General features: G+C 72.9%; 17 protein-coding genes and 1 pseudogene. 12 read left to right on the top strand and 6 right to left on the bottom strand.

Annotation, left to right across the window (positions count from 1 at the left end; translation table 11 throughout):
* A pseudogene (locus ACGFMP_RS36395) lies at window positions 1-278 on the top strand (crotonyl-CoA carboxylase/reductase); the annotation flags it as partial.
* A 33-nt stretch (window positions 279-311) separates the two neighbouring features.
* Here the strand turns inward: ACGFMP_RS36395 and ACGFMP_RS36400 are convergent.
* Window positions 312-1529 (bottom strand): hypothetical protein, encoded by a 1218-nt coding sequence (locus tag ACGFMP_RS36400; RefSeq protein WP_393678278.1) that lies wholly within the window; start codon window positions 1527-1529, stop codon window positions 312-314.
* Between the two features lie 338 nt (window positions 1530-1867).
* Between ACGFMP_RS36400 and ACGFMP_RS36405 the strand changes: the two genes are divergently transcribed.
* From ACGFMP_RS36405 to ACGFMP_RS36415, 3 genes are all read left to right on the top strand, one after another.
* Window positions 1868-2791 carry a 5-dehydro-4-deoxyglucarate dehydratase gene (locus ACGFMP_RS36405; RefSeq protein WP_393678280.1) on the top strand — a complete coding sequence of 308 codons (924 nt, stop codon included), beginning with the start codon at window positions 1868-1870 and terminating at the stop codon, window positions 2789-2791.
* A complete protein-coding gene (locus ACGFMP_RS36410) occupies window positions 2788-4053 on the top strand; it encodes a glucarate dehydratase family protein (protein WP_393678281.1) in 1266 nt (421 codons plus the stop codon). Before ACGFMP_RS36405 ends, ACGFMP_RS36410 begins: the two co-directional genes overlap by 4 nt.
* Before the next feature lie 107 nt (window positions 4054-4160).
* Window positions 4161-5819, top strand: coding sequence for a glycosyl hydrolase family 79 C-terminal domain-containing protein (locus ACGFMP_RS36415; RefSeq protein ID WP_393678283.1), 1659 nt, complete (start codon window positions 4161-4163; stop codon window positions 5817-5819).
* A gap of 85 nt (window positions 5820-5904) precedes the next feature.
* Here ACGFMP_RS36415 and ACGFMP_RS36420 read toward each other — a convergent pair whose 3' ends face one another.
* Window positions 5905-6717 carry an IclR family transcriptional regulator gene (locus ACGFMP_RS36420; RefSeq protein WP_393678285.1) on the bottom strand — a complete coding sequence of 271 codons (813 nt, stop codon included), beginning with the start codon at window positions 6715-6717 and terminating at the stop codon, window positions 5905-5907.
* 196 nt (window positions 6718-6913) lie between these two features.
* Here ACGFMP_RS36420 and ACGFMP_RS36425 point away from each other — a divergent pair, with 196 nt between their 5' ends.
* The 4 genes from ACGFMP_RS36425 (at window position 6914) to ACGFMP_RS36440 (ending at window position 12102) form a co-directional block, all read left to right on the top strand.
* Window positions 6914-8476 (top strand): sodium:solute symporter family protein, encoded by a 1563-nt coding sequence (locus tag ACGFMP_RS36425; RefSeq protein ID WP_393678287.1) that lies wholly within the window; start codon window positions 6914-6916, stop codon window positions 8474-8476.
* Window positions 8477-8639: 163 nt separating this feature from the next.
* Entirely contained in the window at window positions 8640-10358 is a 1719-nt protein-coding gene (locus ACGFMP_RS36430) for a hypothetical protein (RefSeq protein WP_393678289.1), read from the top strand.
* 375 nt (window positions 10359-10733) lie between these two features.
* Window positions 10734-11420: a class E sortase gene (locus ACGFMP_RS36435; RefSeq protein WP_393678291.1), complete on the top strand. Its 687-nt coding sequence runs from the start codon at window positions 10734-10736 to the stop codon at window positions 11418-11420.
* Between the two features lie 229 nt (window positions 11421-11649).
* Window positions 11650-12102 carry a hypothetical protein gene (locus ACGFMP_RS36440; protein ID WP_393678293.1) on the top strand — a complete coding sequence of 151 codons (453 nt, stop codon included), beginning with the start codon at window positions 11650-11652 and terminating at the stop codon, window positions 12100-12102.
* Between the two features lie 46 nt (window positions 12103-12148).
* Here ACGFMP_RS36440 and ACGFMP_RS36445 read toward each other — a convergent pair whose 3' ends face one another.
* Complete coding sequence (locus ACGFMP_RS36445; RefSeq protein WP_393678295.1) at window positions 12149-12610, bottom strand: VOC family protein; 462 nt, start codon at window positions 12608-12610, stop codon at window positions 12149-12151.
* Window positions 12611-12769: 159 nt separating this feature from the next.
* Window positions 12770-14932 carry a glycogen debranching protein GlgX gene (gene glgX, locus ACGFMP_RS36450; protein ID WP_393678296.1) on the bottom strand — a complete coding sequence of 721 codons (2163 nt, stop codon included), beginning with the start codon at window positions 14930-14932 and terminating at the stop codon, window positions 12770-12772.
* Window positions 14933-15089: 157 nt separating this feature from the next.
* Between glgX and ACGFMP_RS36455 the strand changes: the two genes are divergently transcribed.
* From ACGFMP_RS36455 to ACGFMP_RS36470, 4 genes are all read left to right on the top strand, one after another.
* The gene (locus tag ACGFMP_RS36455) at window positions 15090-15653 is read left to right on the top strand and encodes a hypothetical protein (protein WP_393678298.1); all 564 of its coding nucleotides are present in this window, start codon (window positions 15090-15092) and stop codon (window positions 15651-15653) included.
* Window positions 15654-16087: 434 nt separating this feature from the next.
* A complete protein-coding gene (locus ACGFMP_RS36460; protein WP_393678300.1) occupies window positions 16088-16276 on the top strand; it encodes a hypothetical protein in 189 nt (62 codons plus the stop codon).
* Between the two features lie 56 nt (window positions 16277-16332).
* Window positions 16333-16995, top strand: a complete 663-nt coding sequence (locus tag ACGFMP_RS36465) for a response regulator transcription factor (protein ID WP_393678302.1) — start codon at window positions 16333-16335, stop codon at window positions 16993-16995.
* Window positions 16992-18671: a sensor histidine kinase gene (locus tag ACGFMP_RS36470; protein WP_393678304.1), complete on the top strand. Its 1680-nt coding sequence runs from the start codon at window positions 16992-16994 to the stop codon at window positions 18669-18671. The genes ACGFMP_RS36465 and ACGFMP_RS36470 overlap by 4 nt, the downstream gene beginning before the upstream one ends.
* 13 nt (window positions 18672-18684) lie before the next feature.
* On the opposite strand, the gene ACGFMP_RS36475 is transcribed toward ACGFMP_RS36470, so the two are convergent.
* Together ACGFMP_RS36475 and ACGFMP_RS36480 are read right to left on the bottom strand one after the other, a co-directional pair.
* Window positions 18685-18990 carry a transcriptional regulator gene (locus ACGFMP_RS36475; RefSeq protein WP_393678305.1) on the bottom strand — a complete coding sequence of 102 codons (306 nt, stop codon included), beginning with the start codon at window positions 18988-18990 and terminating at the stop codon, window positions 18685-18687.
* The gene (locus tag ACGFMP_RS36480) at window positions 18987-19484 is read right to left on the bottom strand and encodes a hypothetical protein (protein WP_393678306.1); all 498 of its coding nucleotides are present in this window, start codon (window positions 19482-19484) and stop codon (window positions 18987-18989) included. The genes ACGFMP_RS36475 and ACGFMP_RS36480 overlap by 4 nt, the downstream gene beginning before the upstream one ends.
* Window positions 19485-19583 lie beyond the last annotated feature (99 nt).

The raw sequence follows: 19583 nt of genomic DNA on the forward strand, positions 1-19583 counted from the left end.
AGAAGATCATCGGCTCCCACTTCGCCAACTACCGCGAAGCATGGGAAGCCAACCGCCTCATCGCCAAAGGCAGGATCCATCCCACCCTGTCGCGCGTGTACGCCCTGGAGGAGACCGGCCGCGCCGCTTCCGAGGTCCACCGCAACCAGCACTACGGCAAGGTCGGCGTCCTGTGCCTGGCGCCCGAGGAGGGCATGGGCGTGCGCGACGAGGAGATGCGCGCCCGGCACCTCGACGACATCAACCGCTTCCGGATGCCGCCGCATTCGGCGCTGTAGCGGAGCCGGCCCGCCTGCCCCGGTGGCGGGCGGTCAGTCCAGGGTGGAGCCGGACACGTCCGGTTTCCCCGCGCCGATGTAGAACACCCCGGGGTATCCGGCGGTGGCGAAGCCGTGGCTGGGGTTGCCGCGCAGGGTCGACTTGAGCAGCGCCAGGGTGCCGGTGTGGTCGTTGCTGACGAAGAAGAAGGCGCCGCCGCCCTCTTTCGCGTCGTTGTGCGCCACGAGCGAGCCCTCGACCCGGACGGTGTAGCGGTTGCCGTCGGTGTAGACGGCGCCGCCGCTGCCGCCGCCAGGGGTGCCGCCGCGGGCGGGGTTGGCGCCGCTGCCCACGGCCGAGTTGTAGGTGATGACGCTGTTGAGCACCACCCACGACACCCCGATGCTACTCAGCGCGCCGCCGTTGGAGCAGGACCCGCCCAGGCCGGGCGCGCCGCCGAAGGTGCTGGCGGTGATGTAGACGGGCAGGCCGTGGTATTGGTCGAGGACGCGGACCGCGGCGCCGCCGAGGTCGGGTCCGCTGCGGTCGCAGCGGTTGCGTACGAAGCGGTCGCCGACGGCCTTGAAACGGCCGCCGCGTACGAGGATCGCGCCGCCGCCACCGCCTTCCGCCGTCTGACCGGTGGAATTGCCGTCGGCGAAGGTCAGGTTCTGCACGGTGAGTTCGGGCGTGCTCTGGTCCTGGCAGTGCGAGGTGGTCCACCCCTGGGCCTGGTCGCAGGTGTCCATGTAGAGGATGCGCCGCTGTCCCGCGCCGCTGAGGGTGACCAACCCGCCGCCGTCGAGTACGACGCGCGAGGAGGCGTTGCGCACCTTGGCCGTCGCCTTCATGGTGATCACCACCGGGCGCGGCCCGCAGGAGAAGGTGATGACACCGCCTGCGGCCACCGCGGCCACCACGGCGGCCGACGTGCAGCTCGCCGGTGTCCCGTCGCCCACCGTGCGGGTCGGCTTCGAGGTGTCGACGGCCCGTGCGGCGGCGGGCACCGCCGCGTGCCCCGCCGGGTTGCCCGCGTACGCGGCAGCAGACTTCCTGGGCGCGCTCGTCGTGGGGGCGGGCTTGGGCCGGTGGGTGCTGGCGGCGGTGGCCTGGGGTGACGGCGTGGCGCTTGCCGAGGTCGCGGTGACGGACGCGGACGTCGCGGGCGCCGAAGCGCCGGCGGGTCCGCCGCCGGAGGCACCGCAGCCCGTCAGCAGGGCACCGGTCAGCAGGCAGGCGAGTACGGGTATCGCGGCGGGCAGGGAGCGCATCGCCCGATGCTATGCGCTGCGGGCCGGGCCGGGCGCCCCGGCCCTGCAACCCCCGCGTGCGGCCGATCCGGTGAAGCGTTTCACGAACCGACGGGGCGACAGCGTCCGGCCCGGCACCCCGCCTTGGACTCCGCGGCCACCCCTGCCCGTGACGTTCGTCCACGAACCGGTTCAATCCCGCCCGCCCCGCAGGTCGACCCGATCCGTTCTTCGCCCACAGGGTTGACCACCCTGGGAGCCGAGTTTACAGTCCTGAAATGCGTTCGGACCTGTGTACAGCATCTACATATGTAGACCGCTGTTCGCGGGTAGCTCGACTTGAGGAGTCAATGGTGCCGATGTTCGACGGCGTTCTGTTCTTCCCGGTGACACCCTTCGACCGGTCCGGCTCGGTCTGCCGGCAGACCTTCGCTGAGCATGTGCGCGCCGGCCTGGAGTTCGGGCCCGGCGGGGTCTTCGTCGCCTGCGGCACCGGTGAGTTCCACGCCCTCGAACCCGGTGAGTACGCGGACCTGGTCCGTGCCGCCGTGCGGACCGTGGACGGCAGGGTCCCCGTGTACGCGGGGACCGGCGGCCCGCTTCCGCTCGCCCGGCAGTTCGCCCGCGCCGCGCGCGACGCCGGCGCCGACGGGCTGCTCCTGCTGCCGCCGTACCTGGTGAGCGGGCCGCCCGCCGGTCTCGTCGCCTACACCAGGTCCGTGGCAGAGGCGAGCGACCTGCCGCTGATCGTCTACAACCGCGGTACCGCCCGCTTCGACCCGGCGTCCGCCGTCGAGGTGGCGCTGCTGCCCCGGGTGGTCGGCTTCAAGGACGGGCACGGCGACCTCGAGGAGCTGTCCCGCACCGTCGCGTCGGTCAGAGCCGCGCTGCGCGACGCCGACAAGCCCTTCCACTTCTTCAACGGCATGCCGACCGCCGAGGCCACCGTGCCCGCCTACCGCGGCATCGGGGTCGGGCTCTACTCCTCGGCCGTCTTCTGCTTCGCGCCCGAGGTCTCCACGGCCTACCACCGCGCCGTCGCGGCCGGGGACGACACCGTGGCCGAGCGTCTGCGCACCGACTTCTTCCACCCGCTGATCGCGCTGCGCGACCAGGTCCCCGGCTACGCGGTCTCACTGGTCAAGGCCGCGGTCCGGCAGCGCGGCCTCGACGTGGGCGGGGTCAGGCCGCCACTGGTCGACCCGGCGCCGGAACACCTGGAGGAACTGCGCCGGATCACCGCGGCCGGCCTCGCCCTGTGCACGAGGGAGGCGGCCCGATGAACGGCATCCTGATCACCGGGGTGACCGTCACCCCTGTCGCCTTCCGCGACCCCGCGCTGCTCAACGCGGTGGGCGTGCACGAGCCTTTCGCCTTGCGGGCGATCATCGAGGTGGCCACCGACCAGGGCCTCACCGGTCTCGGCGAGACCTACGCCGACGAGGGCCACCTGCGCCGGCTGGCCGCCGCGGGGGAGGCGCTGGTCGGGATGGACGTGTACGCGCTGAACGCCATGCACCGCAGGATCGGGCGGGTGCTCGACGGCGACGCCGGGGCCGACGGCCACGGCCTGACCGGGATGATCACATCGAGCAGCACCGTGGACCGGGTGTTCTCGCCGTTCGAGGTCGCCTGCCTGGACATCCAGGGCAAGGCGGCGGGCGTCCCGGTGAGCGACCTGCTCGGTGGCGCCGTACGGGACGAGATCCCCTTCAGCGCCTACCTCTTCTACAAGTGGGCCGGTCACCCCGGCGCCGCCGCGGACGCGCGGCCCGAGGCGCTGGACCCGGAGGGCATCGTCGCCCAGGCCCGGTGGATGGTCGAGGAGTACGGCTTCTCCGCCATCAAACTCAAGGGCGGCGTCCTCCCGCCCCGGGAGGAGATCGAGGCGGTCCGCGCCCTGCGCGAGGCGTTCCCCGGCACGCCGCTGCGACTCGACCCCAACGCGGCCTGGACGGTGCGGACCTCGATCGAGGTCGCCCGCGAGCTGGACGGCGTACTGGAGTACCTGGAGGACCCGACGCCCGGCCTCGACGGCATGGCGCAGGTCGCCAGGCAGGCGGGCATGCCGCTGGCCACGAACATGTGCGTCGTCGCCTTCGACCAGCTCGCCCCCTCCGTTGCCAGGGGGTCGGTCCAGGTCGTGCTCTCCGACCACCACTACTGGGGCGGGCTGCACCGCTCGAAGCTGCTGTCCGGCATCTGCGAGAACTTCGGTCTCGGCCTTTCCATGCACTCCAACTCCCACCTGGGCGTCAGCCTCGCCGCCATGACCCACCTGGCGGCGGCCACCCCGCATCTCGGCTACGCCTGCGACACCCACTGGCCCTGGAAGACCGAGGAGGTCGTCGTCCCCGGCGTACTGGACTTCGCCGACGGCGCCGTACGTGTGCCGCGCGGCCCCGGCCTCGGGGTCGAGCTCGACCGTGACGCGCTGGCCCGGCTGCACGAGCAGTACGTGCGCTGCGGTCTGCGCAACCGGGACGACACCGGCTACATGCGCAGCATCGACCCCACGTACGAGAAGAGGACGCCCCGCTGGTGAGGGCTCCTCCCCCCGACCGCGCCCCACCGGCCGCACCACGACAGCCCGCGCCCTCCGGCACCCACGCGAACCGCCAGCTCCACCCGTTCCCCGAGGAGAGTCAGCAGATGAACGACCACCGCACACCGGTACGCACACCGTCCGCCGCAGGCCGCTGGGTCAGGGCCGCGCTCGCCATCGCGCTCGCGGCGGGCGCCGCGGTGCCGGCGGGCAGCGCGGTCGCGCAGGCCGCCGACGCCCCGGCCGCGCCCGCCACCCCGATCAGCCTGGACGTCGCGGCCCATGGCAACGGCGGTGTGCTCACGGACGGCCACCAGGGCTTCTCGGTGGAGAGCGCCGACTTCGCCCACGGCTTCCTCACCCGGGACCTGATGGCGCAGCGCATGAAGACCCTGGGCTCCGACGGGGTGCTGCGGATCGGCGGCTACTCGATGGACCTGGTGTGGCCGGCCTTCGGCGCGTACGCCGATTCCGCCGCCCCGAAGGAGGCGATCGGCGGCACCGTCGACCAGTCGGACCTGGACGCGCTGAAGGGGCTGCTGCACGCCACCGGCTGGAAGGTGACGCTCGGCCTGCCGCTGAAGTCCGTGATCGACCCGGCGAAGCTGAAGGACCCGACCAAGGACCCCTCGCCCCACGTGACGATGGACCAGATCATCGCCGAGGTGCGGGCGGCGCACGCCACGCTGGGCGACGGCCTGCTCTCCGTCGAGGTCGGCAACGAGTTCGACAACGTCACCACGCTGACCGGCGCGGAGATGTGGGACACGATGAAGTCCTACCAGGCCGCGATCCGCGCCGCCGTCCCGCATGCGAGGATCACCGTGGCCGGCCCGTCGGCGAACACCGCGACGACCAACACCAAGCTCCAGGACGTCAGTTCGGCCGCGCTCGCGGACACCTCGGTGAACCCGCGGGACGTGCTGTCGGAACTGTCCTCGCACCTGTACCCGGGCAGCCACTGCGGTACGGCCACGATGACCATCCCGCAGCTGATGTCGGCGAAGACGTACACCACCACCCGGACCAAGCTGGCGGGGATCAAGGCGATCGGCGACGAGTTCGGCGGCCGGATCCCGATGACGATCAACGAGTCCAACAGCGCCTCGTGCAGCGGCCAGCCGGGCGCGAGCGACGCCTACGCCACGTCGCTGTGGTCGCTCGACTACCTGCTGCAGACCGCGCAGAGCGGCATCGCCAGGGTCGAGTTCCACACCAACACCGCGGCGGTCTGCGGTGACTTCAAGCCCCGCGACTCGGCCGACTACCCGATCTCCTACCGCTACTACGGCGCCTTCTGCGCCCCCGACCAGGCGTCGCTCGACGCCGGCCGGCTCTCCGCGGCGCCCCTCTACTACGGCCTGTGGGCCTTCCACCAGGTGCCGCAGGGGCAGTTCGTCGACCTGGGGCTGTCGGACGCGGACCTGGAGAGGGTCAGGGCCTACGGGGTCAGGGGCCGCGACGGTTCGCTGACCGTCGTACTGATCAACGTCCAGGACCCGGCGACGGCGGGCAGCGGCGACGACTCGGTGACGCTCGGCCTGCCCCAGGGCTACCGCAAGGGGCGCGCGGTGACGCTGGGCACTTCGGCACCCGAGGGCCTGGCCTCACGGGACGCAGGCCGGATCAGCCTGGGCGGCGCCACCGTGACACCGCAGGGCAGCCCCTCGGCCAGGCCGGCGGCGACGCCGGTGCGGGTCGGCCACGGCTCCTCGACCGTCGACGTCCCCGCGGGCACCGCCCGGATCCTCACCTTCACCCGCTGAACGCGATGACCCCCGCCGGGCGGACGAGCGCCGCACCACGTGCTCCTCGCCCGGCGCGGGCCGCGGGACCGCACCGGGGAGCGGCCTACCTGATCCCCTCGCGGCGCAGGGTGCCGGCCAGCGCGGCGGCGTGCCGCGCCACGGCCTCCCCCACCATCTCCAGCTCACTGTCCGTCACATGCGCGATCGGAATGGAGACGCTGATGGCGTCCGTCGCCGGGATCCGGTACGTGACCGGGGCCGCCACGCAGCACAGCCCCGGCGTGTTCTGCTCGCGCTCGAGCGCCCACCCGCGCTTACGCGTCTCGTCGAGTTCCGCGTGCAGCTCGTCCCACCCGGTGACGGTGCTGCCGGTCGGCTGCTCCCGGCCGTCGCCCGCGAGCAGCCGGTCGACCTCCCGCGGGGTCAGCTCGGCCAGCAGCGCACGGCCCAGGGCCGTGGCGTGGGCGGGGAGCTGGCGGCCCACCCGTGAGGTGAGCCGGTGGGAGTCGGTCGCCTCCCGGGTGGCGAGGTAGATCACGTTGGGCGGATCGAGCCGCGCGTAGTGGGTGGTGTAGCCGATGTCGCTGCGCAGCTGCTCGATCTGCCGGGTGGCCAGCGGCAGCGCCGGGTCCCGGTCGAGGTAGGAGGTGCCGCACAGCAGTGCGCGCGGCCCGATGCCGAAGGCCAGTTCACCGCCGGGGCTCTCGACCCACTTCAGCGCGCTCAGGGTGCGCAGCAGGGCGTAGAGGCTGGAGCGGGGATACCCGGTGACCTCCTGCAGCTGCGCCAGGGAGAGCCGTCCGTCGGAAGCGGCGAGTGCTTCGAGGATCAGCACGGCGCGCTCGGCGGACTTGACGAGGCCGCGTCCTGACTCCTCGCTGTCCGGCGCGGCCGGCGATGCTCCGTGATCAACCAACGAATTCCTCCCGAAACATTGACCGTCATCATACGGGCAACTAACCTCCCGTCTGATTCAAGTCCATGAATGAAAACTGCTTCTACATATGTAGACGGGCTGCTCCGACGGGATCCCTCGCCCGCCGGTCGGACCCGTCGGCCCCCTCCCATTCTCACGGCAATGCGAGACCCGCATCCGACAACGAGGAGTTCCCATGGCTGTGTTGGACTGGGTCGCTCTCGGCGGCTATTTCGTGGTGATGCTGCTCATCGGCCTCTGGTCGCACAAGCGCGTCAGCGGAGTCAACGACTACTTCACCGGCGGCGGCAGGATGCCCTGGTGGCTCTCGGGCATATCGCACCACATGTCCGGATACAGCGCCGCGGTCTTCGTCGCCTACGCGGCGGTCGCCTACAGCTACGGCATCACCGTCTACGTCTGGGCCTTCGTGCCGCTGGCCGTCGGCACCGGTCTCGGCGCCCTCGTCTTCGCGCCCCGCTGGAACCGGCTGCGCCGCCGCTACGGGGTGTCCTCCCCGCTGGAGTACCTGGCCAGCCGCTACAACATCGCCACCCAGCAGGCGCTGGCCTGGAGCGGCGCGCTGCTGAAGGTCTTCGACGTCGCCGCCAAGTGGGCGTCGGTGGCGATCCTCCTGCACGTGTTCACCGGCATGTCGATGAACACCGGCATCATCGTGACCGGCGTGGTCACCCTGCTCTACTGCACCGTCGGCGGCCTGTGGGCCGACGCGCTCACCGACTTCGGCCAGTTCGTCATCCAGGGCGTGGCTGCCATCGCCATGGTCGTCGTGGTCCTCGGCAAGCTCGGCGGCATCGGCGGGGTCGGCACGATCTGGCACAAGCTCCCCGCCCACCACACCGAGCCGCTGGTCGGCCCCTACACCGCGACCTTCTTCACCGCGTACATCATCATCAAGATCTTCGAGTACAACGGCGGCATGTGGAACCTGGCCCAGCGCTACATGGCCACCGAGACCCCCAAGGCGGCCCGCAAGTCCGCCGCCCTGTCCGCGGTGCTGTACGTGATCTGGCCGGCCTTCCTGCTCTTCCCGTCGGTCGCCGCGCCGGTGCTGATGCCGCACATCGCCGACCCCCAGCAGGTCTACGCGCTGATGAGCCAGAAGTACCTGCCGGCCGGACTCGTCGGCCTGACGCTGGCCGGGATGTTCTCGCACACCATGGCGATGGCCTCCTCCGACGCCAACGCCATCTCCTCGGTCGTCGTCCGCGACATGATGCCGGTGCTCTCCCGCAAGGCGCGCGGCATGAGCGAGCGGGCCGGGCTGCTGTCCGCCAGGATCTGCACGGTCGCCTTCATCACGGTGAGCATGCTCGTCGCCATCGAGGCCGACCACTTCGGCGGCGTGCTCGGCATCATCGTCGCCCTGGTCGCCGCGGTCATGGGCCCCATCTCCATCCCGCTGCTGCTCGGGATGCTGCCCGCCTTCCGCCGCTGCGGCCCGCGCGCCGCACTGGTCTCCTGGGCGGCCGGCCTGATCGGCTACTGGATCGTCAAATACGGCATGGACGGCTCCAGCCAGACCACGGTGGTCGTCACCCCGCTGGTCACCTCGCTCGCGCTGTACGTACTGCTGGGCCTGCTCCTGCCCGAGCCGAACGCGCAGGCGGACGCGATCGTGGCCGCCGTCGGCCCCGGCGGGGACGACGGCCTCGCCCCTGCAGCCGCCGCGGGACAGGTGCCGGTGGCCGCGGGCGCCCGGGGGGAACAGCCCCTCGCCGCCGGCGCCGACGACTGACCCGCGGCGTCCCTTCGCCCGCAACCGGACATGGCCGCGGCGACGCGCAGCCGCCGCGGCCACCACCGTCCCCCTCCTGCCCGCGAGCCGCTGCGCAGCGAAGTCCGACCACGGACCGGCAGACCACCCGCACACCACGGAACACCTGCGAGAGGCGGGGCACATGACGCCCGACAGACCTGCTCGACCCTTCCCGTACCCCTCCCCCACCGGCGGTCGCGCGCCCGCCCGGCGCCGCCGGCGTCTGACGGCCTGCGCCGTCGCGCTCGCCGCGGTGGCCTTCTGCGCCGCTCCCACCGCCACCGCCGCCGCTCCCCCGGCCGCGCGGACCCTGCCGCTGAGCTGGGACGCCGGGCAGGCGCACAGCGGCGGCATACCCGCGAACTTCGTCGGCCTGAGCATCGAATGGTCGCTCATCGAGCGGTACATGAGCCCCACCGCCCGCCCGGCCTTCGTCCGGCTGCTGCGCAACCTCGGCACCGGGGTGCTGCGGATCGGCGGCTCCTCGCAGGACGTCACCCCCTTCGACGCCACCGCGCAGAACACCGACGCCGTGATCACCCCGCAGGACCTGACCTGGATCCGCGAGACCCTGGACGCGGCGAACGCGGGCACACCCCGCGGCGCCAAACCGGCCTGGGGCGTGGTGCTCGGGACCGCCATGTCGCCGCCGAGCGCGACCCGGCCCTTCGTCAGCCCCGACTACGTGAGGAACTTCCTCACCCAGGGCGTCGCCCCCGTCTTCACCGGCGCGGCCGCCCGCTACGTGGCGGGCATCGAACTCGGCAACGAGCCGGACCTGTCCTACGGTTCGAACCTCGACCGCTATCTGGCCGACCTGACCGCCTACACCGACCCCGCCGTCGTCGGCCGCTTCCCGATCATCGCCCCCAGCACCAGCGAGGACATCCTGCCCTGGGAGAGCGTCGCCGGGCAGACCGTCCCGACCCGCTGGTTCTGGGACTGGCAGCAGATCCTGGACACCGCCGCCGCGCGCGTCCGGGAGAACGCCGGAGCCTTCGGGCCCTACGCGAGCGACCACTTCTACCCGCTCGCCCGCACCTGCACCGGCAAGCCGTACCGCTGCGCGAGCACCGGCGCCCTGCTCTCGGACGAACACATGGCGAGCCTGGACCACCAGGTCTGGACACACGCCACCGAGGCAGCCGCCCACGGCCTCGGCTACCGGCTGGAGGAGACCAGTACGGCGGCGAACCGAGGCGCGGACGGCGTCAGCAACGTCGCGGCCAGTGCCACCTACGCGCTGGACCTGATGTTCCACACCGCGTGCCCCCAGCCGCCCGACCAGCCGTCGGCCAACACCGGCTGCACCACCGGCGCGATCGGCCTGAACTTCCACAACGCCGAGGTCCGCGCCTTCTACGCCCCCGAGGAGGGCAACGGCTACTACAACGCGGTCGACTACGACCCCACACCGGCGATCGGCGCACCCACCGCCGCTCCCCTCTACTACGCGATGCTCCTCTTCGGACACTTCGCCCAGGGCGCGAAGGACCTGCGGCCGGTCGCGGTGCCCGCAGGCGCGGCGGGCGCGGCCGGCACCGGGCTCAAGGCGTGGCAGGTCGGCGGTGCGCAGGGTGAGCGGCGGCTGTTCCTGATCAACAAGAGCGACCAGCCCACCACCGTGACCCTGCCCGTCCCCGCGGGCAGCGCGCGGCTCGACCGGATGACGCCGTACGACCCGGACGGCACCGGCAGGACCCTCGACGCACCGCAGGTCCGCGTCGACGGGCGCGCGGTGGAAGCGGACGGCCGCTGGCCCGGCTTCCGGCCCGCGACGTATCGGGTCCGCGGCCACCGGCTGACGACCACCGTCGGCGCGGGCGAGGCCGTGGTGGTCACCCTGGCCGGCGGCAACTGAGCACCGCGGGCCGGCGGTGCGCCGGTCCGGGAGCAGGTGGCCGGCCGGCACCTCCAGGGCGCTCGTGGCCTCGCGCAGGGTCCGCTCGTCCGCCGCATCAGCGAGTGCGGCGGACGAGCGCGGGTGGAGGCTCCATTCCGTTCACGACCACAGGCGCGACCCGGACCTGCGGCATCTCCCGGGCCGGCGGCGGAGGGCGACCATTCGCTCACGCAGCGGAAGCAGAAGTGATCGCCTGGCGCATTCGCCCATTCGGATGATCCGCAAATACACTGAAACATCCGCACATGCCGCGGATCGCCCGATCGGGCCACCCGAGGGCCGCGACCGCCCGGCCCAGGAAAGCGGCACACCCCCCACCCGCCAGGAGTACCCATGCACCGGTCCCGAACCGTCGCCACCGTAGTCGCCGGCACCGTCGCCGCCGTGCTCGCCGGCTCCGCGGCGGCCGTGGCGGACAGCTCCGCCGGCCGGGCACCGGCCGCGGTGGCCGCCCCGACGTCCGCCGCGGCGGCGGTGGCGCCGGCCGAGGCCACCCGCGTCGTCACCGCCTCGATGTCCATCCCGTCGATCGACATCACCTCGCTGCGCATCGTGCCGTACAAGGGGACGACCGACGACTGGCCCGGGACCCGCATCCAGGACCGCGGCATAGCCGCCAGCCCCTACGGGCCGCACGGCGGCGTCGGGCCGGGGCAGGTCGGCAACTACCTGGTCACGGGACACCGCCTCGCCGCGGGCGGCCCGCTGAACCGCGTCCCCCAGCTCAAGGTCGGCGACCGTGTCGCCGTGACCGCCGCGGGCACGGTGTACACGTACAAGATCACCGACACCAGGGTCACCTCCTTCCGCTCGGCACAGTCGCTCGCCGAGCAGCGCGCGGCGGTCCCCGGGTCCCCCGGCAAGCAGCCCACCCAGGCGATGATCACCGTGTCGACCTGCGCCACGCCCGAGGACGACGCGGCGGGGAACCACTGGCGCGACCCCCAGGGCAACCCCGAGCACCGCATCGACAAGATCGGCGTGCTCGTCGGCACCGCCAAGGCACCCAGCGGGCGCTGACCTTCCGAATGGTTCTGCCCGTGCGCTCCCGGTAGCACGGCACGCAGCAGCCGGCCGCGGCCCCGCCATCACCGGCGGGACCGCGGCCGCACGTGTGTCGCGCGCCTCTTGCCTGCCCTTTGCGTCCATCCAGGTGAAAAACCCGGCGAAACCGCTCGCCACCTGCCAGGACGCGCCATCGTCTCTTCTGACGGCAGGGGGAAGGGGGCTCGCGAAAGGGCATGGACGAATGCATCTGAGGCGTACCGGAACGATGCTCGGCGCGGCGGCGCTCACGGTGCTGGCGATCCCGGTGGACGCCCACGCCGCGGCTGTCGCCTGCGGCGGGGGCGTGTCGACCGGCCGCGTGGCCGTCAACGGCTGCATCAGCGCCCAGCGGGGATCCCTCGGCCGATTCCCGACCAGGGACATCACGGCGTACATCAGGGCGCGCAACGCCGGCAGCAGGGCGCTGAACGTCTCCTACGAAGCCTTCTTCCGCGTCGTCGACGGCGGCCACTGGGAGAAGATCGGCAGCGGCCGCGCCTACGTCAAGGCGGGCGAGTCCGTCGGCCCCGTCGAGGTGGGGAGCTCGACCCGGGTGTGCGGCCCGGTGAAGGTCGAGATCCGGGTGCACGCCCGGGCGGACGGTGCCGCCTGGAGCGGCTGGTCCCCCGCGTCCACGAAGCAGTGCCAGACCTGAGCGACCGGGCCGCGGGCGCGGCGGGATGCCCCGGGGGCGGCCGCCGTCAGTCCAGGCAGAATTCGTTGCCCTCGGGGTCGGTCATCACGATGAAGCCGCTGCCCATCGGCGGAGCTGGCTCGTGACGGCGCACCCGGGTCGCTCCCAGCTCGACCAGCCGGTCGCACTCGACCTCGAGTGCCGCCATCCGCTCCTCCCCCCGCAGTCCCGGTGCGGCGCGGACGTCGAGGTGGACGCGGTTCTTGACGGCCTTGTCCTCCGGCACCTGCTGGAAGAAGAGGCGCGGTCCGCGCCCCTCCGGGTCCTCGACGGCGGATCGCGTGTTGCGTTCCTGCTCGGGCACGCCGGCCCGCGCGAGGAAGTCGTCCCACGCGGACAGCGGATCGGCGCCCTCGGGCAGGTCGACCCCGGGCGGGGCGGGATGGACGTAGCCCAGCACGTCCCGCCAGAAGGACGACAGCGCCGCCGGGTCGTGGGCGTCGAAGGTGACCTGGAATTCGCGGCTCACGGGCTGCTCCGTTCGTGACGGCTCTGGGGTGCGGTCGGACGTGCGCGGCGGGCGGCCGGCGGCGCGGCCCCCCGGGATGTGTACCACCGGATCGGCCGCGGATCCCGCGGGGTCCGGCGGGATCCCGCGGGGAGGTCCGCCGGCTTCGAACCGGCCCCGTCAGCGGGGCGGCCGAGGGCGGCGGGCCGCGTTCAGGGCGCGGCGGACCCGGCCCTGGCGGCGCGGGCATATCAGCATCAGGGTGGCGCGGGGCGGGACGACCAGCACGCCGCCCGCCTTGACCTCGGTCTCGTCGGCGGTCTCGGCGCCGGTCGCGGTGTCGACGGCGACCTGCCACGCCTCCCCGTACGCCCGGCCGGGGAGGACGAACTCGACCGGCTCGTGGTGGCTGTTGAGCAGGATCAGGAAGGAGTCGTCCACGATCCGGCCGCCGCGCGGGTCGGGCTCGGTGATGGCGTCGCCGTTGAGGAACAGGGCGACCGCGTGGGCGTCCTCGCGGTGCCAGTCGTCCTCCGCCATGGTGCGGCCGCCGGGCGTGAGCCACATCGCGTCCCCCAGGCCGGGGCCCGGGGTGTCGCCGCGCAGGAAGCGGCGGCGGCGGAAGACCGGGTGGTCGCGGCGCAGGGCGATCAGCCGCCGGGTGAAGTCGAGCAGTTCGCGCCCGTCGTCGTCGAGGTCCCAGTGTGTCCAGGACAGTTCGCCGTCCTGGCAGTAGGCGTTGTTGTTCCCGTGCTGCGTGCGGCCGAACTCGTCGCCGTGGCTGATCATGGGGACGCCCTGGGAGATCAGCAGGGTGGTGAGCAGATTCCGCTGCTGGCGGGCGCGCAGGTCCAGGATGTCCTCGTCGTCGGTGTCGCCCTCGGCGCCGCAGTTCCAGGACCTGTTGTGGTTCTCGCCGTCGCGGTTGTCCTCCCCGTTGGCCTCGTTGTGCTTGTCGTTGTACGACACCAGGTCCCGCAGGGTGAAGCCGTCGTGGCAGGTCACGAAGTTTACCCCGGCCCTGGGCCGGCGGCTGTCGTCCTGGTAGAGGTCGGAGGATCCCGTCAGCCGGGACGCGAGGTCGGGCAGCGTGGAGTTCTCACCGCGCCAGAAGTCGCGCACGGTGTCCCGGTAGCGGCCGTTCCACTCGCTCCACAGCGGTGGGAAGTTGCCGACCTGGTAACCGCCCTCGCCGACGTCCCACGGCTCGGCGATCAGCTTGACCCGGCTTACCACCGGGTCCTGCTGGACCAGGTCGAAGAAGGCCGACAGCCGGTCCACCTCGTGGAACTGCCGGGCCAGGGTGGCCGCGAGGTCGAACCGGAAGCCGTCCACGTGCATCTCGGTGACCCAGTAGCGCAGGCTGTCCATGATCAGCTGGAGCACATGCGGGCTGCGCATCAGCAGCGAGTTCCCGGTGCCCGTGGTGTCGAAGTAGTGTGCCGGGTCGTCGTCGACGAGCCGGTAGTAGGAGGCGTTGTCGATACCGCGCATCGACAGCGTCGGGCCGAAGTGGTTGCCCTCCGCGGTGTGGTTGTAGACCACGTCGAGGATCACCTCGACGCCGGCCGCGTGCAGCGCCTTGACCATCGACTTGAACTCCGTGACCTGGCCGCCCCTGCCGCGGGCCGAGGAGTAGCCGTTGTGCGGGGCGAAGAAGCCGATGGTGTTGTAGCCCCAGTAGTTGCGCAGCCCGCGGTCCAGCAGGTGGCCGTCCTGGACGAACTGGTGCACCGGCATCAGCTCCACGGTGGTCACGCCGAGGCCCGTCAGGTGGTCGAGCACCGCCGGGTGGGCCAGGCCCGCGTAGCTGCCGCGCAGCTCGCGCGGCAACCCCGGGTGCAGCCGCGTCAGGCCGCGCACGTGCGCCTCGTAGATCACCGAGTCGTGGTACGAGTGGCCCGGCGGCCGGTCGTCGCCCCAGTCGAAGGCCGGGTCCGTCACCACCGAGAGCATCGTGTGGTGCAGGCTGTCCGCCGTGTTGAGGCCCTGCGGGTCGCCGAAGGGGTACCCGAAAAGCGACTCGTGGCCGTCGGCCTGGCCGTCGATGGCCTTGGCGTACGGGTCGAGCAGCAGCTTGGCCGGGTTGCACCGGTGCCCGCGCCACGGCTCGTAGGGGCCGTGCACCCGGAAGCCGTACCGCTGGCCGGGTCCGACACCGGGCAGGTAGGCGTGCCAGATGAAGCCGTCGACCTCCGTCAGCGGCACCCGGCGCTCACGCCGGCCCTGGTCGATCAGGCACAGTTCGACCTTGTCGGCCGCCTCGGAGAACAGCGCGAAGTTCGTTCCCGAGCCGTCGTACGTCGCCCCGAGCGGATACGCGTGACCGGTCCACTTGCGCATTCCCTGCCCCCCTCACCCGGCCGCCCACCGCGACCCCGGCGGACGTCTACCCCGTGGTCCGCCGGCTAAGGGCCGCATCGCACGGCTTCCGTGTGCGCACCCCGCTTCCCGGGGCAGGCGACCGTCAAGTCCGCCTCTACGAAGGGGAGTCGGTGTGATGGAGCGGATCGACGAATACTTCTCCCGCCACCTGTGGCTGCAGTTCGCGGTCGCGTGGGTGGTGGCGACAGGGCTGGTCCTCGCGGTCTTTCCCGGTCACTCGGTGCTCGGCGTCCTGATCCGGGTCGTGCTCTGCTCGGCCGTGGGAATCGGGTCCGCGCTGCGGCGCAGGCACCGGGAGGAGCGGGCGGTGGGCGGCACCGACAGCCTGCTCCACCTGAACCACCTGCTCCGCAAGGGCGAGGCGCCGTCGGACCCGCGGCAGCGGCAGGCGATGCGCGAGCTCGTCGACCGGCGGCTGCACCGGGTCCGGCACCGCAAGGCGGCTCTGGTCGGCATGGCCGTCCTGCTGGGGGGGACCACCGCGATGGCGGCCTCGATCGCGAGCCCCGTCCGCAGCATCGCCTACGGTGCCTACGCTGCGTTCTTCTTCGTGTACCTCTACTTCGTCGGCCGGCTGGGCATCACCCGGCTGCGCCGGATGCGCCGCATGGTGGCGGACGAGGACCCGGGGGTAGGCACCGCGGGTGCGTCCGACGAGTCGCGCCGGTTCGCGGCCTGAGCCGCCGGCGCCTGCCCTTTCGGGATCGGACGCGGCCCCACCGCCGGTCGAGGCGATGGGGCCGCGTCCGGTCCCTGGCCTGTCAGGTGTCGCGCCCACCGTGGTGCGGCCCGTCCTCCACGCCGCTCCGGCCACGGTCGCCCGACCCACGGTCATCCGACCCACGGTCATCCGACCCACGGTCATCCGACCCACGGTCATCCGACCCGCGGTCATCGGACCCGCCGCGGCCGCGGCGGTCATGGGCGCCGGGGTGGTCGTCCGCCGTGCCGTCGGCGCCGGCCCGGTCGTCGGCTCCGGGGGTCCTGGCCCCCCTGTCGTCGGCTCCGGGGTGGTCGTCCGCGGCGCCCGGGTCTCCGTGCCGGTCCCGCGCCGTCGCCGAGGGGGCGGCGGATGCCGGCGCGTCGGACGCGGTCGGGGAGGCGGGCGACGGGGTGGTGCCCCGCGCCGAGGCCGAGGTGGCGGCCGGGGCCGGCCGGTCGTCGGTGCCCGCGGCCACGGCACCGTACGTACCCGCGCCGAGCACGAGCACACCGGCTGCCGCGGCGACGGCGATCTTCTGCTTCATGTCGTTCTCCCTCCAGCGGTGGATCAGTGCCACCACCCTCGGCCGGGCCGGCTGAACGCCCGCTGAAACGACCTGAAGAATCCTTCAGGTTGCGTCTGTAATGCTGGCCGGGTGCGCTTGCTGATCGTGGAGGACGAGAAACGCCTCGCTGTCTCCCTCGCGAAGGGACTGGCAGCCGAGGGCTTCGCGGTGGACGTGGTCCACGACGGCGTCGAAGGGCTGCACATGGCAACGGAGTTCGCCTACGACCTGGTCGTGCTCGACATCATGCTGCCCGGCATGAACGGCTACCGGGTGTGTGCCGCGTTGCGGGCCGCGGGGAATGATGTGCCGCTGCTGATGCTGACCGCGAAGGACGGCGAGTACGACGAGGCCGAGGGCCTGGACACGGGGGCCGACGACTACCTGACCAAGCCCTTCTCCTACGTCGTCCTGGTCGCCCGGATCAAGGCCCTGCTGCGGCGCCGCGGCGCCGCGGGCGCCTCCGCGGTCATACGGGCGGGCGGCCTGACCATCGACACCGGCTCCCGGCGGGTCTTCCGCGAAGACGGCGAGATAGCGCTGACCGCCAAGGAGTTCGCGGTCCTGGAGCAACTCGCGGTCCGCCCGGGGGAGATCGTCTCCAAGGCGCACATCCTGGAGCACGTCTGGGACTTCGCCTATGCGGGCGACCCCAACATCATCGAGGTGTACATCAGCTCGCTGCGCCGCAAACTGGGCGCGTCGGCGATCCGGACGGTACGCGGCGCGGGTTACCGGCTGGCCGCGTCATGAGCCGCCGGGCCTTCGGGCTTCCCGGCTCGGTCCGTGCCAGGACCACCCTCGCGGCGACCGCGGTGGTCGCGGTGGCGCTGGCCGCGGCGGCGGTCGCGGTCCTGCTCTCCCTGCGGTCCGACCTCACCGGGCAGGCCGACCGCGAGGCGGACTCCACCGCCCGCGACGTGGCGCTGCTCGTCGTCTCGGGTGTGCCGAGCCCGACGCCGTACGCACAACTGCGGCTGCGGCTGCCGGACGCGGGCGACCACCCGGTGCAGGTGCTCACCCGCGACGGCACGCTGCTGGCCGCGGGCCCCGGCCTCACCCGGGTGTCGGGCGCGGGGCTCCCCTCGGTCACCCGGGTCGCCACACCCGCCCCGACCACCGCGACGCCGGGCACACCTGCACCGGCTGCCCCGGCCGCCTCGGCCTCGACCGCCACGTCGGCGCGGCCGCGGATCTCCCCCGCCGCCTTCTCCGACGGCGGCAAGGGGCGGGGTCGAAGCGGCAGCAGCAGCGGTGGTGACGGCGGCGGCCGCGGCGCCGACGACGACCCGGCGACCTCCGGCAGCGACGACGGCGGAAGCAGCGCAAAGAGCGGCGGGAGCGGGGGCCACGGGAGTGACGACGCCCCGCCGCCGCTCGGCAGCGTCGGCGACGTCCTGCTGCACACGGACGCCGAGGCCACCGCGGGCGGCAGGACGGGCGACTACCGCTTCGTCGCCATCGAGGTCACCGACACGGCGCGGCAGAAGGTGGTGATCCTGGCCGGTGCCTCGCTGGCGGCCCGGCAGAGCGCGATGGCCACGGCGACGGACGTCATGCTGGCGGGGCTGCCGGCGCTGCTCCTGGTCGTCGGCGGCGTCACCTGGCTGGTGACCAGGCGTGCGCTCACCCCGGTGGAGGACATCCGACGGGAGATGGCGGCGATCACCACGTCCGGCGACCTGTCGCGGCGGGTGCCGCAGCCGGTCAGCCGTGACGAGGTCGCGCGGCTGGCGCGGACCACCAACGAGACGCTCACCGCACTGGAGGCGGCCGTCGACCGCCAGCGCCGTTTCGTCGCCGACGCCTCGCACGAGCTGCGCAACCCCATCGCGTCGCTGCGGACCCAGCTGGAAGTGGCCTCCGCGCATCCGCACCTGCTGGACGTACCGGGCGTGGTGGAGGACGCAGCACGCCTCCAGCGGCTGGCCGCCGGTCTGCTGCTGCTCGCGCGGCTCGACGCCGGCGAGCAGGCGAAGTCCGCACCGGTCGACCTCGGGGCCATGGCCCGTGAGGAGATCGCAGGGCGGGCGGGCGACCGGCTGCCGGTGGCGTTCGAGGCGGCGGCAGGCCCCGTCGGTGTGCTGGGCTCGCGCCGTCATCTGGCCCGGGTGCTGGGCAACCTGGTGGACAACGCGCAGCGCCACGCTCGGGCCCGGATCACCGTACGGGTCGGCCATGACGCGGCACGCGGGGAGGTCGTCCTCGCCGTGCTGGACGACGGCCCGGGTGTACCGGAAGCCGACCGGCAGCGTGTCTTCGAGCGGTTCATCCGGCTCGACGAGGCACGCAGCAGCGACGACGGCGGCGCGGGACTGGGCCTCGCGATCGCCCGCGACATCGCGGAACGCCACGGCGGCCGGCTCACCGTCGGCCCCTCCCCGGAGGGCGGCGCGGCCTTCGAGCTGCGCCTTCCTGGCGGGCGATGAGCAGGCGCCGCCGCTACGACCCGACGATGGCGCGCAGGCTGGCCAGATGCCCCTGGTACGCCTCGTGCCCGGCCGGGGTGAGTCGCAGCCAGACGCGCTGCCGGGTGTCGCGTACTGCCTTGCGCTGCTCGACGTAGCCGGCCTCCATCAGCACCGTGACGTGCTTGCTCAGCACGGAGGCGGACACCCCCAACTCCGCCTGTACCACGGCGAACTCGGCCTCACCCGCGGCTTCCAGCAGCGCGCAGGTCCGCAGCCGGTTGGGCGCGTGGACGGTGGCGTCGAACCCGTCCATCGGGTCGCCCCCGGCGCCGCTCACGGCACCCTCCGGTGCAGCGCCACGAAGGTGAGGTGGCAGCCGATGGACACCGCCGCCCCGAGGGCGGAGGCCGCGTACAGCCACAGCGGCTGCCCGGTGGCGCGGAAGGCGAGCGGCGCGGCGAACATCAGCAGGGGCAGCCCCGCCGCCACCGGCACTGCGGCCCGCCTGGGCAGCACGTCGAACCGCAGCGCGACTCCCGTCTCCTGGGACCACCTCGCGGCGGCGACCCGGAAGAGTGCCAGGAAGGCGGCGGTCATCAGGACGAGGAGGGCGCCCCATCCCCCGCTGGGCAGCCCCCATCGGTCCCTGGCGACCATGCCTCCGTAGACCGGGGGCACGGCGGCGACGTAGAGCGTCAGCGTGGCGAAGAACCAGCCCGGCCAGGGGGTGGACGACCGCGCGCCGACCGCTGCGCGCACCCGCTCGGCGTCGGCCAGCGCGGCCAGGGCCTGCTGCCGGGTCGGGCGGACCGCATCCCCGTGGTTTTCCATGACGGAAACAGTAGGTGCGTGTTTCCGTCATGGCAAGTGTCCGTCTTCTCCGGCGGAGACTCCCGATCGGCGCGGGGCCGCGGGCCGGCTCCCCCGGCT

The sequence above is a fragment of the Streptomyces sp. NPDC049040 genome, assembly GCF_043197715.1.
In the GTDB taxonomy this organism is placed as follows: Bacteria; Actinomycetota; Actinomycetes; order Streptomycetales; family Streptomycetaceae; genus Actinacidiphila.

What these genes read in the sequence shown, in the direction of transcription:
- ACGFMP_RS36455 (WP_393678298.1), top strand. Translation starts at nt 15,090, where the DNA reads ATGGAGCGGATCGACGAATACTTCTCCCGCCACCTGTGGCTGCAGTTC.
- ACGFMP_RS36435 (WP_393678291.1), top strand. Translation starts at nt 10,734, where the DNA reads ATGCACCGGTCCCGAACCGTCGCCACCGTAGTCGCCGGCACCGTCGCC.
- ACGFMP_RS36400 (WP_393678278.1), bottom strand. Translation starts at nt 1,529, where the DNA reads ATGCGCTCCCTGCCCGCCGCGATACCCGTACTCGCCTGCCTGCTGACC.
- ACGFMP_RS36415 (WP_393678283.1), top strand. Translation starts at nt 4,161, where the DNA reads ATGAACGACCACCGCACACCGGTACGCACACCGTCCGCCGCAGGCCGC.
- ACGFMP_RS36470 (WP_393678304.1), top strand. Translation starts at nt 16,992, where the DNA reads ATGAGCCGCCGGGCCTTCGGGCTTCCCGGCTCGGTCCGTGCCAGGACC.
- ACGFMP_RS36440 (WP_393678293.1), top strand. Translation starts at nt 11,650, where the DNA reads ATGCATCTGAGGCGTACCGGAACGATGCTCGGCGCGGCGGCGCTCACG.
- ACGFMP_RS36480 (WP_393678306.1), bottom strand. Translation starts at nt 19,484, where the DNA reads ATGGAAAACCACGGGGATGCGGTCCGCCCGACCCGGCAGCAGGCCCTG.
- ACGFMP_RS36430 (WP_393678289.1), top strand. Translation starts at nt 8,640, where the DNA reads ATGACGCCCGACAGACCTGCTCGACCCTTCCCGTACCCCTCCCCCACC.
- glgX (WP_393678296.1), bottom strand. Translation starts at nt 14,932, where the DNA reads ATGCGCAAGTGGACCGGTCACGCGTATCCGCTCGGGGCGACGTACGAC.
- ACGFMP_RS36425 (WP_393678287.1), top strand. Translation starts at nt 6,914, where the DNA reads ATGGCTGTGTTGGACTGGGTCGCTCTCGGCGGCTATTTCGTGGTGATG.
- ACGFMP_RS36410 (WP_393678281.1), top strand. Translation starts at nt 2,788, where the DNA reads ATGAACGGCATCCTGATCACCGGGGTGACCGTCACCCCTGTCGCCTTC.
- ACGFMP_RS36405 (WP_393678280.1), top strand. Translation starts at nt 1,868, where the DNA reads ATGTTCGACGGCGTTCTGTTCTTCCCGGTGACACCCTTCGACCGGTCC.